The organism is Delftia sp. RIT313 (genome assembly GCF_000632165.1).
Lineage (GTDB): Bacteria > Pseudomonadota > Gammaproteobacteria > Burkholderiales > Burkholderiaceae_C > Comamonas > Comamonas acidovorans.
In genome coordinates this window covers 169,019-182,534 of sequence record NZ_JFYT01000068.1, presented here as the reverse complement: position 1 = coordinate 182,534, position 13,516 = coordinate 169,019, and the positions used below count along the sequence as shown (strand labels likewise).

The following is a 13,516-nucleotide window of genomic DNA, read 5'->3' as shown; positions in this document are numbered from 1 at the left end:
CTTCAGTGCGCGGCCTGGAAGCCGGCCGACCAGCGCATGAAGGCCCAGATGCACCAGGCCAGGCCCAGCGCCACCAGGCCGCCGCCGATCCAGCCGATGTTCTGCATGCCCGCATGCATGCTGACCTGGCTGCCCAGCAGCGCACCGCCGCCAATGCCGATGTTGAAGATGCCCGAGAACATGGACATGCCCACATCGGTGGCGTCGGCCGCCAGCTTGAGCACCTGGGACTGCATGGCCAGGGCGAAGCAGATCATGGCGACACCCCAGACCGAGCTCATCACGTAGAGCGATGCCTCATGGCCCGAGGCCGGCACCAGCATCAGCAGGCTGGCCGACAGCACGCCAATGGCGGCCAGCAGAAAGCCGCGCGGATGGCGCAGGCCCCACCAGCTGAACATCACGCTGCCCACGATGCCCATGCCGCCGTACAGCAGCAGCACGGCCGTGGTCACCTTGCCCTCGAAGCCCGCGATGTCCTGCACGAAGGGCTCGATATAGCTGTAGGCCGTGAACTGCCCGGTGATCACGACCACCAGCAGGATGTAGATGGACAGCAGCGCCGGGCGGCGCAGCAGCATGGGCACGCTGGCCAGGTTGCCCGCGTTCTCGCTGGGCAGGCGCGGCAGCAGCCGGGCCAGGGCCACCATGACGATGGCGGCCACCCCGCCCACGGCCAGGAACGTCGTGCGCCAGCCCAGCCATTCGCCCACGATGCGACCCAGCGGAATGCCCAGCACCATGGCCATGGAAGTGCCGGTGGCCAGCAGGCTCAGCGCCACGGCCTTCCTGCCGGGCGGTGCCACGCGCACGGCCAGCGAGGCGGTGATGGACCAGAACACCGCGTGCGACAGCGCAATGCCAATGCGGCTGACCATGAGCGAGGCAAAGCTCCAGGCCACGCCCGACAGCACATGGCTGGCCACGAACAGCGCGAATACGCCCATCAGCAGCTTGCGCCGCTCCACATTGCGCGTGAGCAGCATGAAGGGCAGCGAGGCCAGGGCCACGATCCAGGCATAGATGGTCAGCATCAGCCCGACCTGCTCGGTGGGCATGGCAAAGCTCGCGCCAATGCTGCTGAGCAGGCCCACGGGCACGAACTCGGTGGTATTGAAGACGAAGGCGCCCAGCGCCAGCGCGATCACGCTGAGCCAGGCCTGGGCGGCCGTGGGTGTGGATGACGCGGAAACGGAGCCGGCCGCAGCGGAGACGGAAGGGGGCATGGGGAACGTGGGGCCTTTTTTGTTGCAGCGCAATATTGTGCTGCGCCATGCGACCGCCTGATGTCAGCTGCCGCGCAGGCCCCAGTGCCGCCAGGGAGACTCAGGCCGGAGGCAGGTGGCAGACGGCCTCGATGTTGTGGCCGTCGGGGTCGAGCACGAAGGCCGCGTAATAGTCGTCGTGGTAATGCGGTCGCAGGCCGGGCTCGCCGTTGCAGCGCCCGCCTGCCGCCAGGGCCGCAGCATGGAAGTCGTCGACCATGTGGCGGTTGTCCACGCGGAAGGCCACATGGATGGGCGGCTGGTTGGGCCTGCCCCCGCTGATCCAGAAGTCGGGCTTGGGCGGCTCGCCGAAGCCCGCAGTGTCCGTATGGCCCGTGACTTCGGCAGAAAGCTCCATGAGGATTTCATAGCCCAGCGGCGCCAGGGCGCGTGCATAGAAATCCTTGCTGCGCTCGAAGTCCGATACGAGGATTCCCGTGTGGTCGATCATGGCTGTGCTCCTGCCTGTTCATGACGGACACCAGCATGCCATGGAGACCGCTGCGGCACCAGTGGACTGGCGCAGGTGTTCAGTAAGCGACGGTGAAACGCTGGCGCAGGTGCAGGCCCTTGTCCAGCGCGTCGACCAGGGCCACGGCCAGGTCCGCCGCCGAAATCGTGCCGGGCTGGCCATCGGCCTGCATCAGCGGCTCATCCTTGCCCGTGCGGTATTGGCCTGTGCGTTCGCCATGGTCGCCCAGATGCAGGGCAATGGGCGGGCTCAGCATCGTCCAGTCCAGGCCCTGCTCCTTTTGCAGATCGTTGAGGGCATCGCGGGCAGCCGAGGCGCCAGGCTTGATGGCGGCCGGGAACTCGGGCGTGTCCACCAGTTGCTTGCCGGGTGCGATGTAGAGGCTGCCTGCGCCGCCGACCACCAGGTAGCGCTTGATGCCGGCCGCCTTGGTGCCCGCCACGATGGCGCGCGAGCCGCGCATGAAGTCCTCATAGATGTCGGGATTGCCCCAGCCCGCGTTGTAGGCGCTGACCACGGCGTCCGCGCCCGCCACGGCGCGCTGCACGGCGGCGGCGTCCAGTACATCGGCCTGCACGGCCTGCAGCCGCGGCTGGGCCGCCAGCTTGGCGGGGTCGCGCACCAGGGCCACGACCTCATGGCCGCGCTGCAGCAGCTCCTTCAATACCGCCGAACCCACAAAGCCGGTTGCGCCAATCAATGCCACTTTCATCTTCGGTCCCTTATGGCGCCAGGGCGCCTGTTCACGATGGCATTGAGATTACGCCGTTCACAATGCATGCGGTAGACGGCAATTTTTACCAAGACCTTGAAGTGCAGCTTCACAATACAGCCCATGGATGACTACAAACGCATGGCCGTTTTCGCCGCCGTGGTGCAGCACGGCTCCATGAGCGCCGCCGCGCGTGCCCTGGGCATGAGCCCGTCGGCCGTGAGCCAGCAGGTGCGCCAGCTCGAACGCGACGGCGGCGTCACCCTGCTGCACCGCTCCACCCGACAGATCGCGCTGACCGACACGGGCGAGCGCTACTACCAGCAGTGCGCCGCCATGGCCCAGGCCGCCAGCCAGGCGCGGGCCGAGCTGGCGGCCGCGCGCGACGAGCCCGGCGGCGAGCTGCGCCTGTCAGCCACCGTGGGCTTTGCCCGCCACATCGCGCCGGCCCTGGGCCACTGGCTGGCCCGGCACCCCGCACTGCGCCTGCACCTGGATGTGGACGACGCGCCCATCGACCTCATACAAAGCCGCATCGACCTGGCCTTGCGCTTCGGCCGGCTGGCCGATTCCGGCTGGGCCGCCCGGCGCCTGGGCGCCATGCGCAACTGGCTGTGCGCCTCGCCCGCATGGATACAGGCCCAGGGTGGTAGCGGTGCCTGGCGCCACCCGGCACCGCTGGCCAGCATGCGCTGGCTGGGCCTGGCGCGCGAGGGCCAGGGCCAGGCCCTGCGTGCCGAGGCGCGCCACCCTGACACGGGCGAGACCTACAGCCTGCAGGTGCTGCCGCATGTGGCCAGCAACAACCAGCTGTCCATCCAGCAGATGTGCGAGGCCGGCCTGGGCCTGGCCCTGCTGGGCAGCATGGACGTGGCCGACACGGTGGCCGAAGGCCGCCTGGTGCGCCTGCTGCCCGACTGGGACTTCGGCGGCCTCGACATCTGGGCCGTCACCCCGCAGCGCCAGGCACAGCCCGCCAAGGTGCGCCAGGCCATCGCTGCCTTGCAGGCCTATCTGGCCCGGTTGCCGGGCGTGGTCGATGCGCCGGCCCCGGCCTGAGGATCATGGACAGCGCACGAAAAAAAGCCCGCACGGGGCGGGCATGAAAACGAAGGAAGGACGCTCGCTCAGTCGAGGGCTGTCTTCTGGCCGTTCTTGAACACGCTCAGCGTGTACGAGGGATTCTTCATCTCGCCATTCTTCTCGAAGGCGATCTTCGAGGTCACGCCCGAGTAGTCGGCCTTCTGCAGGAAGGGGATGTAGACCTTGGGGTCCCAGGAGTTGGCGCGCTTCATGGCGTCGGCCAGCATCATGGTGGCATCGTAGAAGTACGGGCTGTAGACTTGGAACTGGCCGGGGTACTTGGCGTCGTAGCGCTTTTTCCATTCCGTGCCGCCGGGCATCTTGGCCAGCGAGGCGCCGCCATCGGCGCAGATCACGTTGTCCAGCGGCTTGGCACCGGCCGCCACCTTGGCCAGCTCGGGCACGCACAGGCCGTCGCCGCCGAAGTACTTGGCATCGTTCAGGCCCAGTTGGGCCATCTGGCGCAGCATGGGGCCGGCCTGGCCGTACATGCCGCCGTAGAAGATGCCATCGGGCTTCTTGGCCTTGATCGAGGTCAGGATGGCCATGAAGTCCGTGGCCTTGTCGTTCGTGAACTCCGAGGCCACGACCTTCACGCCCAGCTTTTCCGCATCCTTCTTGAACACATTGGCCAGGCCCTGGCCGTAGGCCGTGCGGTCATCGATGATGGCCACGGTCTTGAGCTTGAGCGTCTGCGCCGCGTACTTGGCCAGTGCCGCGCCCAGCGCGTTGTCATTGGCGATCACGCGGTAGGTGGTGTTCCAGCCGGGCTTGGTCAGGTCGGGGTTGGTGGCCGCGCCCGTGATCATGGGAATGCCGCAGTCCTGGAAGACCTTGGACGAGGGAATGGCCACACCCGAGTTGAGGAAGGCCACTGCGCCCGCGACCTTGTCGTCGCACAGCTTCTGCGAAGCGGCCGTGCCCTGCTTGGGATCGGCCACATCGTCTTCGGCCACCAGCTGGAACTTGACCTTCTTGCCGGCGATCTCCATGCCCTTGGCATTGAGCTCGTCGATGGCCATGCGCACGCCGTTTTCGTTGTCCTTGCCGAAATTGGCCTGGGGACCGGACACCGGGCCGATGTGGCCGATGCGGATCACCTGCTCCTGGGCCATGGCCACGCCACCCATGCCGGCCACGACGGCCGCAATACACAACTTCCGGGACATCTTCATCGCGCACTCCTCAGTTGAAACAGGCCGTCACGTTATTCCCGTCATCGCGGCTTGGCAATGCCGCGTGACGGGGCCGCGACACTCGGCACCAACTCAGTGTTTACGAGCATCCGTCCCCACCCAAAGCTGTGCTGGGTGGCGCGCCGCAACCGGCGACGCAGGCGGCGCTTGCAACTCAGGCCGCGCGGGCCTGGCCCAGCGCCTGCACCTGGGCCAGCTGGTCCAGGGCCGCCAGGCAGGCATGGGCCACCTCCACGCCCTTCTTCACGAAGTGGGCGCGGAAGAACTCCACATGGTCGCCGTGCTCGTGGAAGTCGCGCGGCGTGAGCACGGCGGAGAACACGGGCACCTCGGTGTCGAGCTGCACGCGCATCAGCCCGTCGATCACGGCCGAGGACACGAACTCATGGCGGTAGATGCCGCCATTGACCACCAGAGCGCAGGCGACGATGGCGTCGAAGCGGCCAGTGTCGGCCAGCTTCTTGGCCAGCAGCGGGATCTCGAAGGCGCCGGGCACATTGAAGTGGCTGATGTTCTGCGCGGCCACGCCCTGGGCCTGCAGTTCGGCCGCCATGGAGTCGCGCGCCTGGTGCACGACATCGGTATGCCAGCTCGCGCAGATGACGGCCACGCGGCTGCGGCCCGCGACGGCCCTCCACGGCGTGCCCGAGGCCGTGCCGTGTGCGGAGAAATTCAAGGAGACAGGAGTCTGATTCATGGTGCTCTTTCAAGATGAGACAAATGAATCAGGGCGCGCGCCATGGCGCCGCATGGCGCGGCGCAGCCCATGGGAAAACCATGGGCATGGCGCCTGCCATGCAGGTGCTGCGCGATCTCTTTCATCCGGACTGTGACCGTCGGCTCTGGCATCTCACCAGATCTGCTGACCCCGGCCGACCTTGCGGCTTGCCGGGCGCTCGCGGGCTCCTGGACACATGCCGAAAGACAGATCCAGATACCGCCGGTGGGGAATTTCGCCCCGCCCTGAGAACGCTGCTTTGCGGCGCACGGACTGCGCACCGCCAAAGACAGAGGCCATTCTAGCCGCGCCCGCAAGCCATTGCCGCGATCGGGGCGGCAGGCGCCCTTGCGCACCACGCCTGCGCAATTCATCTGGCAACACCTACAGAATATGGGCGAATTGCTATCAAAATAGAAGCTCCGCTGTCGCCCTTGTTGCCTTGCAAGGACGACCCAGGTCAACCAATACGGCCTGTCAAACGTCATAGGAAGAGATCCAGACAGGAAACACGCCTTTGCCCGGACCCCATACCATGCCCCGTTCCAACGCCCCCACCGCGCAGTCACACCAGCAGCGTGACCTGCGCCCCCTGCGCATGCTGCGCCTGCTGGCCGGCCTTGGCCTCGCCGCCCTGGTCACCGCCTGCGCCGTGCCGCCCGATGGCTACTCGGACATGGGCTCCGGCTACCCCAGCTATCCGACCTACCCCAGCTACCCCTCTGGCGGCGGCGTCATCTACCCCTCCTATCCCACGCAGCCCGCCTATCCCGACAACGGCTGGTACGAGCGCCAGCGCCTGCAGCGTGAGCGCGATCGCCTGCAGTACGAGCGCGAGCGCATTCAGCAGGAGCGCAACCGCGACGCCTGGCGCGACCGCCAGGAGCGCGAGCGTGAAATGCGCGAGCGCGACCGGGACCGGGACCGCCAGGCACAGGACCGCGACCGCCAGTTGCGCGAGCGCATGCAGGAGCAGCAGCGCCGCGAAGCCGAGCGCCAGCAGCGGGACCGCGAGCGCGACCAGGGCCAGCAGCAACGCGATCGTGAACGCCAGCAACGCGACCGGGAACAGCAGCAGCGTGACCGCGAGCAGCAGCAACGCGCCATCGAGCGCATGCAGCGCGAAAGCCAGGGCGGCGGCAACCCCTACCCCACGCAGGATCCGCGCCACTGGCGTTGAACGGCTGACCAGCGGCATGTCCAGCCCCCTGCGCTGCGCACCATAATCGGCAATGCACCACATCCCTGTGCCGTTTGTGATGGGAAAGGAAACCGCCATGCACCGCACCCAAGACCTTTGCCAGCGCCGGGCACTGGCGGCGCTTGTACCGATGCTTGCAACGCTGGTGGTGGCACTCACCGCAGGCCCGGCCTCGGCCCAGGTCATCCGCTGCACGGACGCCAAGACCGGCCGCGTCACCTACACCAACAGCAGTTGCAAGGACGGCGAAAACCGCGTGCAGGTGCAGGAAGCCCCCAGCCCCGAAGAGCTGGAACGCGAGCGCGCGCAGGCTGCCGCCGCCATAGAGCGCAAGAACCAGCAACTGACCCGCGAAGAGGCCGAGCGCCGCGCACGCGCCCAACAGCAGGAGCGCGAGGCGCGCAGCCGGCGCGAGCGCGAGAACTCGGCGCAGCGCGACAGCGGCGACTCACCTGCCTGCCAGCAGGCGCGCCGCCGTCTGGACACCATCCTGGCCGAGTCCAATCCCGATCCCGCCACCTGGGGCCCGCGCAGTCAGGCCGCCCAGCAGCAAATGGAAATGGCCTGCCTGGGCCCCAAGGCCTATGAGCAGCTGCAGCAATCGCGCGCATTGCAGCCCAATGCCATCAACCGGCCGTGGATCGTCGGGCGCCCCGTGCCGCCGCAGCCGCTGCCGCCTTCGGCGCCCATCTCGCACTGCAACGTATTTCGCTGCTACGACACCAACGGCGGCATCCATCCGCGCTGATTCACGCGCGCAGGCCCTGCTCCACGGTGGGGTAGCGCAGGCGCAGGCCCAGCTCGGCCTTCAGGCGCTGGTTGCGCAGGCGGCGTGACTCCCCCATGAAGCTCAGCAGGCTGGCCGGCAGCTCGCGCTGTGCCTGCTCGCGCGTGATGCGCGCGGGGCGCGGCAGGCCGTAGAGATCGGCCGCAAAGTCGAAATAGTCCCCCATGCGCAGCTGCGTATCGTCGCTGGCGTGGTAGATGCGCTGCGGCCGGCCGCGCCACAGCGCCCGCACGCAGGCGCGGGCCAGATCATCGGCATGGATGTGGTTGGTGTAGACATCCTCTGCGGCACACAGCAGGGGCGTGCCGCGCAGCAGCCGCCCGCGCGGCGTACCGTTTTCCCGGTCCGGCGCATAGATGCCCGGGATGCGCAAAATGCTGGCGCGCAGGCCGCCGCGCCCGGCAAAGCGCACGGCACGCTCGGCGTTCACGCGGCGCTGGGCACGCGCCGTGGCCGGTGCGGGCGGGCGGCTTTCGTCGATCCAGGCGCCCTCGCAGTTGCCATAGACGCCGGAGGTCGAGCCATAGACCAGGCTCGCCGGCCGGCCGCGACGGCGCAGCACGCGCAGCAGGGCCGTGGTGCGCGGGTCCAGCCACCAGCCCTCTTCGCCAGCGGGCGGATTGGGTGGCGGCGCCAGGTGGACGACGCGCGTGGCCAGGCCGGCCAGACGGCGCAGCGTGGCTGGTGCGTCCAGATCGCCCAGCAGCGGCGTGATGCCGCGCCCGCGCAGATCCTGCAGGCGCTCGGCGCCACGCGTCAGGGCCAGCACGCGCGGGCCCCGTCGTGCGGCACCGGAGCGCGCGCCGGGCGCGCCCGCCAATGCACCAGCCACGCGCAGCCCCACGTCGCCGCAGCCGACGATGAGCACGCGTTCGCGTCGAAAGCGCGCCGGCAGCGCGCCCAATGGGTTTTGGTTTGAGGGCAAAATCCTGGCCTGTTGCGAGGGCGGCCACCCGCGCGCCGCCGGTCGCGGCAGCGGCATGTCCGTCCGGGAAAGAAGATCGCCGGCGCGCTCCACGCGCCCGCCAGCGCCCCCGAGGATACCGAGAACATGACCGAGATAGCCAACGCTTCCCACGAAATCACCGTACAGCCCAGCGGCCGCGCCTTCGCCACGCAGGGCAGCGAGACCATCCTGGCCGCCGCCATCCGCTCCGGCGTGGGCCTGCCCTATGGCTGCAAGGACGGTGCCTGCGGTTCCTGCAAGTGCAAGAAGCTCAGTGGCGATGTCACCCATGGCCCGCATGCCGACAAGGCGCTGACCGCCCAGGAAGAGGCCGACGGCTATGTGCTCACCTGCTGCGCCAGGCCGGCCACCTCGGTGGTGCTGGAGTCGCGCCAGGTCACCGATGCCAGCGCCTTTCCCATCAAGAAAATGCCCGTGCGCGTGGCCACGCTGGAGAAGAAGTCGCACGACGTGATGCAGGTGCGCCTGCAACTGCCCGCCGCAGACAAGTTCCGCTACCACGCAGGCCAATACGTGGAGTTCATCCTGCGCGACGGCGCCCGCCGCGCCTACTCCATGGCCACGGCCCCCCACGTGCAGGACACGGCACCGGGGCTGGAGCTGCACATCCGCCACATGCCCGGCGGCAAGTTCACCGACCATGTGTTCGGCGCCATGAAGGAAAAGGAAATCCTCCGCGTGGAAGGCCCGTTCGGCAGCTTCTTCCTGCGCGAGGACAGCGACAAGCCCATCATCCTGCTGGCCTCGGGCACGGGCTTCGCCCCCATCAAGGCATTGCTGGAGCACATCCGCCACAAGGACATCCACCGCTCCGTCACCCTGTATTGGGGCGGCCGCCGCCCCGAAGACCTCTACATGGACGCCTGGGTGCGCGAACAGGCCGAAGCCATGCCGCAGCTGTGCTACGTGCCCGTGGTCTCGGATGCCCTGCCCGAAGACGCCTGGACCGGCCGCACGGGCTTCGTGCACCAGGCCGTGCTGGACGATTTTGCCGACCTCTCGGGCCACCAGGTCTATGCCTGCGGCGCGCCCATCGTGGTCGATTCCGCGCACCAGGCCTATGTGCACCAGCGTGGCCTGCCCGACGAAGAGTTCTACGCCGACGCATTCACCACGGAAGCCGACAAGGCGGCCTGAAGCCAGGGCAGATCAATCAATACGCAGAAAAACTGCTCTGCATACCTACGCGCAGCCAGGTGTCGCAATTTTTTTGCACAATAGCGCCCCTATGAACCGTAGAAACAGCCTTCTCTCGGTCATGGCGGCCGCTGCTGCCCTGGCCTCCCCGCTTGCCCTGGCGCAAGAGCCCATCCGCCTGATCGTGCCCTATGCGCCCGGCGGTCCGCTGGACATCACCTCGCGCGCGCTGGCCGAGCGGGTGCGTGACTCCCTGGGAGTGGTGATCATCGACAACAAGGCCGGCGCCGGCGGCAACATCGGCGCCGACGCCATTGCCCGCGCCACGCCGGACGGCATGACCATCGGCCTGGCCGCCACGGCCACCCATGCCGTCAATCCCTGGCTGTACGCCAAGATGCCCTATGACGCGGGCAAGGACTTCGCCGGCATCACCCAGATGGTGCGCGTGCCCAATGTGCTGGTGATGAACGCGGCCCGTGCCGAGCAGCTCAAGATCCACAGCGTGGCCGACCTGATCGCCTACGCCAAGGCCAACCCCGGCAAGCTCAACTACGGCAGCGGCGGCAACGGCAGCGCGGGCCACCTGGCCGGCGAAATGCTCAAGCAAAAGGCCGGCATCTTCGCGCTGCACGTGCCCTACCGCGGAGCCAACCCGGCCCAGCTGGCCCTGCTGTCGGGCGAGGTGGACTTCAACATCGACAACCTGGCCGCCGCAGCGCCCAACATCCGCTCGGGCAAGCTCAAGGCGCTGGCCGTGACCACGCTGAACCCCACCACGCTGCTGCCCGGCGTGCCCGCACTGTCCAAGACCTTCCCCGGCTTTTCCATCGACACCTGGTGGGGCCTGGTGGCCCCGGCCGGCACGCCCAAGCCCGTGCTGGACAAGCTGAGTAAGGCCTTTGGCGATGCACTGGCCGCGCCCGAGACCAAGACCCGCTTCGAGACCCTGATGGCCGAGCCCGTGTCCTCCACGCCCGCCGAATTCGACAGGTTCATGGCCGCCGAGCGCGCCAAGTACCAGCCCATCGTCAAGGCCTCCGGAGCGAAGGTGGACTGAGCCGATCCACCGCGTCCCGACTGGCAAAAAGCCGCAGCCGCCCTCAGGGCGCTGCGGCTTTTTCATTCAGGCCACTGTCGGGATTCAGGCTTGTCGGAGATGCCAGCCAGGCTTGTGCGCCAGACAAATGCCCTGCCCCGCCACGGCCTGCAATTGCCCTGGCGTGATGCGCTCAGGCGCGATCTCGGCCAGCGGCACGAGCACGAAGGCGCGCTCGTGCATGCGCGGGTGCGGCACGCTCAGGCGCGGCAGCGCGATGCGCTCGTCGTCCCACAGTTCGATGTCCAGGTCCAGCGTGCGCGGCGCGTTGCGGTAGGGACGCTCACGGCCGGCCGCCAGTTCGATGGCCTGCAGCGCATCGAGCAGCGCCAGCGGCTGCAGCGTGGTGTGCACGGCGGCCACGGCGTTCAGATAGTCCGGACCGCTGGAATCGACGGGCGCCGTGCTGTAGAGAGAGGACACGGCCACAAGGCGCGTGCCAGGCAGGCCGCCAATGGCCTGCAGCGCCTGGGCCAGCGCCTGGCCCCGGTCGCCCAGATTGGCGCCCAGGCCAATGGCGACCCAGTGCCCCGGCTCAGTCATCCCCGCCCACGGCGCCATCACCACCGCCCTGTGGCTTGCGGCGACGGCGGCGGCGCTTCTTGGGCGCTGATCCTTCCTCACCCTCCACCTGGGGCAAGGCGGCAGCAGGTGCGTCGGCCTGCTGCGCTTCGCCAGCGCCGGCCTCCTCGCGCGCAGGGCGAGCCTTGGCCACGCGGTGCACCTTGGGCTCGGCGCTGCGCTGGCGGGCGCGCTGCTCGTCGCGGGCCTGGGCGATCAGGTCGTCGCGGCGCGCGTCGTCGGCGTTCTGGAATTCCTGCCACCAGCTGGCCAGGCTTTCATCGACCTCGCCGATGTCGGCGCGCAGGCGCATGAAGTCGAAGCCCGCGCGAAAGCGCGGCTGGGCCACCAGGCTGAACGGCGTGGCGCCCGTGCGCTTGTCGAAGCGCGGCTGCATGACCCAGATCTCGCGCATGTCGGCGGCCAGCTTGCCGCGGCCCGAGACATCGCCGATGCGCTGGTCGAACACTTCGTCGATGGATTCCTGCAGCGCGGGGAAGGGGTGCTGGCGCTGGTTCAGGCGTCGCTCCCAGCCGGTCTTGACGTCATGCCACAGCACGCAGGCCAGCAGGAAGCTGGGCGCCACGGGCTTGCCTTCCTCGACACGGCGGTCGGTGTCGGTCAGCGCGGCGCGCACAAAGGGCTGCTCCGCGCGCTCGACCACCACATCCAGCAGCGAGTAGATGCCGCGTGCCAGGCCCAGGCCACGCAACTGCTCCACCGAGGCCAGCGCGTGGCCGGTCTGCAGCAGCTTGAGCATTTCATCGAACAAGCGGCTTTGCGGCACATCGGCCAGCAAGGGCTCGCATTCCACCAGGGGCTTGGCGGTCTTGGGCTCGATCTTGAAGCCCTTGCCCGCCAGCTTGGCCGCGAAGCGCACGGCGCGGATGATGCGCACCGGGTCTTCGCGGTAGCGCGTGGCCGGGTCGCCGATCATGCGCAGCATGCGCTTCTTGGCGTCGTCGATGCCCTTGTGATAGTCCACCACGATCTGCGTGCGCGGGTCGTAGTACATGGCGTTGATGGTGAAGTCGCGGCGCGTGGCGTCCTGGTCCTGCGGGCCCCAGACGTTGTCGCGCAGCACGCGGCCGCTGGCGTCCACCGCATGGTGCATGCCGGCGAGCTGGGCCTTGCTGGTGCGCTCGTTGCCGCTCACGGCCTCGGCTGCGCTGTTGTCCAGGAAGGCGCGGAAGGTGGAGACTTCGATGACCTCGTTCTCGCGCCCGCGGCCATAGACCACGTGCACGATGCGAAAGCGCTTGCCGATGATGAAGGCGCGGCGGAACAGGCCCTTGACCTGCTCGGGCGTGGCATTGGTGGCCACGTCGAAGTCCTTGGGGCGCAGGCCCAGCAGCAGGTCGCGCACGGCGCCGCCGACGATGTAGGCCTCGTAGCCGGCGTCCTGCAGCGTCTCGACCACGTCGATGGCACGCCGGTCCACCAGGTTGGGGTCGATGCCGTGCACCTGCACGGGCACTTCCTGGCGCTTGCCGAAGGGGGACTTGCGGGCGCGGGGGGCAGCCGAGGTCTTGCCCAGCAGCTTGTCGATGATGTTCTTGATCATGGTGCTTCGCCAAACAGGTCCAGAATGCGCCAGCCACGTTCCTGGGCCAGGGCGCGCAGCCGTGCGTCGGGGTTGGTGGCCACGGGATGGTCCACGCGTTCGAGCAGGGGCACGTCGTTCCAGGAGTCGCTGTAGAAGAAGCTCTCCACGCCGCCCCAGTCCAGGCCACGCGCATCCAGCCACTGTTGCATGCGCCGGACCTTGCCGTCGCGCATGCTGGGCGTTCCACGGATCTCGCCCGTGAACCAGCCCTGGGCGTCGCGCTCCAGTTCCACGGCAATCAGCTCCTGCACGCCCAGTGCGGCGGCAATGGGGCGCGTCACGAACTCGTTGGTGGCCGTGACGATGATGATCTGGTCGCCCGCCTGCTGGTGCGTGCGCAGCAGCTCCAGCGCCTGGGGACGGATCGCGGGGGTGATCACCTCGCGCATGAAGCGCTCATGCGCCTCGCCGGCCTGTTGCGCGCCACGGCCGCAGAATGCCTCGGTGGCAAAGCGCACATAGTCGTGCACGTCGAGCGTGCCGGCCTGGTAGTGCGCGAAGAACTCGGCGTTGCGGCGGCCGAACTCGGCCGGATCGGTCCAGCCGATGCGCGTCGTGAACTCGCCCCACTCGTAGTCCGAATCGAGCGGCAGCAGCGTATGGTCCAGGTCGAACAACGCCAGCCGGGGCCGGAGTTGCTTCTGATCAGAGGTCATGCATATCCTAAAAAAATGGGTCCCGCGCTGCCCTTGCAACGCAGGCTCCGCCGGCT

14 protein-coding genes and 1 riboswitch are annotated in these 13,516 nt (G+C 68.3%); of the genes, 5 read left to right on the top strand and 9 right to left on the bottom strand.

Annotation, left to right across the window (positions count from 1 at the left end; all coding sequences use genetic code 11):
• Positions 1–2: 2 nt before the first annotated feature.
• The 3 genes from BW39_RS21250 to BW39_RS21240 all read right to left on the bottom strand — a co-directional run bounded on the left by BW39_RS21250 (position 3) and on the right by BW39_RS21240 (position 2,449).
• The gene (locus BW39_RS21250; RefSeq protein ID WP_043824071.1) at positions 3–1,226 is read right to left on the bottom strand and encodes a sugar transporter; all 1,224 of its coding nucleotides are present in this window, start codon (positions 1,224–1,226) and stop codon (positions 3–5) included.
• A gap of 100 nt (positions 1,227–1,326) precedes the next feature.
• Positions 1,327–1,716: a VOC family protein gene (locus tag BW39_RS21245; protein ID WP_043824069.1), complete on the bottom strand. Its 390-nt coding sequence runs from the start codon at positions 1,714–1,716 to the stop codon at positions 1,327–1,329.
• A 79-nt stretch (positions 1,717–1,795) separates the two neighbouring features.
• Positions 1,796–2,449 (bottom strand): NAD(P)-dependent oxidoreductase, encoded by a 654-nt coding sequence (locus BW39_RS21240; RefSeq protein WP_012204122.1) that lies wholly within the window; start codon positions 2,447–2,449, stop codon positions 1,796–1,798.
• Between the two features lie 123 nt (positions 2,450–2,572).
• On the opposite strand from BW39_RS21240, the gene BW39_RS21235 reads away from it, so the two are divergent.
• Positions 2,573–3,508: a LysR family transcriptional regulator gene (locus tag BW39_RS21235; protein ID WP_043824067.1), complete on the top strand. Its 936-nt coding sequence runs from the start codon at positions 2,573–2,575 to the stop codon at positions 3,506–3,508.
• A gap of 68 nt (positions 3,509–3,576) precedes the next feature.
• Here BW39_RS21235 and BW39_RS21230 read toward each other — a convergent pair whose 3' ends face one another.
• On the bottom strand, positions 3,577–4,707 hold the full coding sequence (locus BW39_RS21230; protein WP_013803650.1) for a branched-chain amino acid ABC transporter substrate-binding protein: 1,131 nt from the start codon (positions 4,705–4,707) through the stop codon (positions 3,577–3,579).
• Positions 4,708–4,882: 175 nt separating this feature from the next.
• Positions 4,883–5,425 (bottom strand): 6,7-dimethyl-8-ribityllumazine synthase, encoded by a 543-nt coding sequence (locus tag BW39_RS21225; RefSeq protein ID WP_013803651.1) that lies wholly within the window; start codon positions 5,423–5,425, stop codon positions 4,883–4,885.
• A gap of 109 nt (positions 5,426–5,534) precedes the next feature.
• Positions 5,535–5,703: riboswitch (FMN riboswitch) on the bottom strand.
• A gap of 278 nt (positions 5,704–5,981) precedes the next feature.
• Between BW39_RS21225 and BW39_RS21220 the strand changes: the two genes are divergently transcribed.
• Both BW39_RS21220 and BW39_RS21215 read left to right on the top strand, forming a co-directional pair.
• Positions 5,982–6,626: a hypothetical protein gene (locus BW39_RS21220; RefSeq protein ID WP_043824066.1), complete on the top strand. Its 645-nt coding sequence runs from the start codon at positions 5,982–5,984 to the stop codon at positions 6,624–6,626.
• Between the two features lie 97 nt (positions 6,627–6,723).
• Positions 6,724–7,395, top strand: a complete 672-nt coding sequence (locus BW39_RS21215) for a DUF4124 domain-containing protein (RefSeq protein ID WP_043824151.1) — start codon at positions 6,724–6,726, stop codon at positions 7,393–7,395.
• Between the two features lies 1 nt (position 7,396).
• Here BW39_RS21215 and BW39_RS21210 read toward each other — a convergent pair whose 3' ends face one another.
• Positions 7,397–8,416, bottom strand: coding sequence for an SDR family oxidoreductase (locus BW39_RS21210; protein ID WP_170962078.1), 1,020 nt, complete (start codon positions 8,414–8,416; stop codon positions 7,397–7,399).
• 69 nt (positions 8,417–8,485) lie between these two features.
• Between BW39_RS21210 and BW39_RS21205 the strand changes: the two genes are divergently transcribed.
• Both BW39_RS21205 and BW39_RS21200 read left to right on the top strand, forming a co-directional pair.
• Positions 8,486–9,538 carry a CDP-6-deoxy-delta-3,4-glucoseen reductase gene (locus BW39_RS21205; RefSeq protein WP_043824065.1) on the top strand — a complete coding sequence of 351 codons (1,053 nt, stop codon included), beginning with the start codon at positions 8,486–8,488 and terminating at the stop codon, positions 9,536–9,538.
• A gap of 91 nt (positions 9,539–9,629) precedes the next feature.
• Positions 9,630–10,598: a Bug family tripartite tricarboxylate transporter substrate binding protein gene (locus BW39_RS21200; protein WP_043781175.1), complete on the top strand. Its 969-nt coding sequence runs from the start codon at positions 9,630–9,632 to the stop codon at positions 10,596–10,598.
• Between the two features lie 84 nt (positions 10,599–10,682).
• Here BW39_RS21200 and folK read toward each other — a convergent pair whose 3' ends face one another.
• Genes folK through BW39_RS21185 form a run of 3 tightly spaced genes read right to left on the bottom strand, consistent with a single transcriptional unit; the run spans position 10,683 to position 13,460 of the window.
• Complete coding sequence (gene folK, locus BW39_RS21195) at positions 10,683–11,198, bottom strand: 2-amino-4-hydroxy-6-hydroxymethyldihydropteridine diphosphokinase (protein ID WP_043824063.1); 516 nt, start codon at positions 11,196–11,198, stop codon at positions 10,683–10,685.
• On the bottom strand, positions 11,173–12,762 hold the full coding sequence (gene pcnB / locus BW39_RS21190; protein ID WP_043824061.1) for a polynucleotide adenylyltransferase PcnB: 1,590 nt from the start codon (positions 12,760–12,762) through the stop codon (positions 11,173–11,175). Before pcnB ends, folK begins: the two co-directional genes overlap by 26 nt.
• Positions 12,759–13,460, bottom strand: coding sequence for an HAD family hydrolase (locus tag BW39_RS21185; protein WP_043824060.1), 702 nt, complete (start codon positions 13,458–13,460; stop codon positions 12,759–12,761). Before BW39_RS21185 ends, pcnB begins: the two co-directional genes overlap by 4 nt.
• Positions 13,461–13,516: the final 56 nt, after the last annotated feature.

Coding starts and splice junctions, on each gene's coding strand:
- pcnB (WP_043824061.1), bottom strand. CDS start 12,762: ATGATCAAGAACATCATCGACAAGCTGCTGGGCAAGACCTCGGCTGCC.
- BW39_RS21200 (WP_043781175.1), top strand. CDS start 9,630: ATGAACCGTAGAAACAGCCTTCTCTCGGTCATGGCGGCCGCTGCTGCC.
- BW39_RS21205 (WP_043824065.1), top strand. CDS start 8,486: ATGACCGAGATAGCCAACGCTTCCCACGAAATCACCGTACAGCCCAGC.
- folK (WP_043824063.1), bottom strand. CDS start 11,198: ATGGCGCCGTGGGCGGGGATGACTGAGCCGGGGCACTGGGTCGCCATT.
- BW39_RS21185 (WP_043824060.1), bottom strand. CDS start 13,460: ATGACCTCTGATCAGAAGCAACTCCGGCCCCGGCTGGCGTTGTTCGAC.
- BW39_RS21220 (WP_043824066.1), top strand. CDS start 5,982: ATGCCCCGTTCCAACGCCCCCACCGCGCAGTCACACCAGCAGCGTGAC.
- BW39_RS21210 (WP_170962078.1), bottom strand. CDS start 8,416: ATGCCGCTGCCGCGACCGGCGGCGCGCGGGTGGCCGCCCTCGCAACAG.
- BW39_RS21250 (WP_043824071.1), bottom strand. CDS start 1,226: ATGCCCCCTTCCGTCTCCGCTGCGGCCGGCTCCGTTTCCGCGTCATCC.
- BW39_RS21235 (WP_043824067.1), top strand. CDS start 2,573: ATGGATGACTACAAACGCATGGCCGTTTTCGCCGCCGTGGTGCAGCAC.
- BW39_RS21245 (WP_043824069.1), bottom strand. CDS start 1,716: ATGATCGACCACACGGGAATCCTCGTATCGGACTTCGAGCGCAGCAAG.
- BW39_RS21230 (WP_013803650.1), bottom strand. CDS start 4,707: ATGAAGATGTCCCGGAAGTTGTGTATTGCGGCCGTCGTGGCCGGCATG.
- BW39_RS21240 (WP_012204122.1), bottom strand. CDS start 2,449: ATGAAAGTGGCATTGATTGGCGCAACCGGCTTTGTGGGTTCGGCGGTA.
- BW39_RS21225 (WP_013803651.1), bottom strand. CDS start 5,425: ATGAATCAGACTCCTGTCTCCTTGAATTTCTCCGCACACGGCACGGCC.
- BW39_RS21215 (WP_043824151.1), top strand. CDS start 6,724: ATGCACCGCACCCAAGACCTTTGCCAGCGCCGGGCACTGGCGGCGCTT.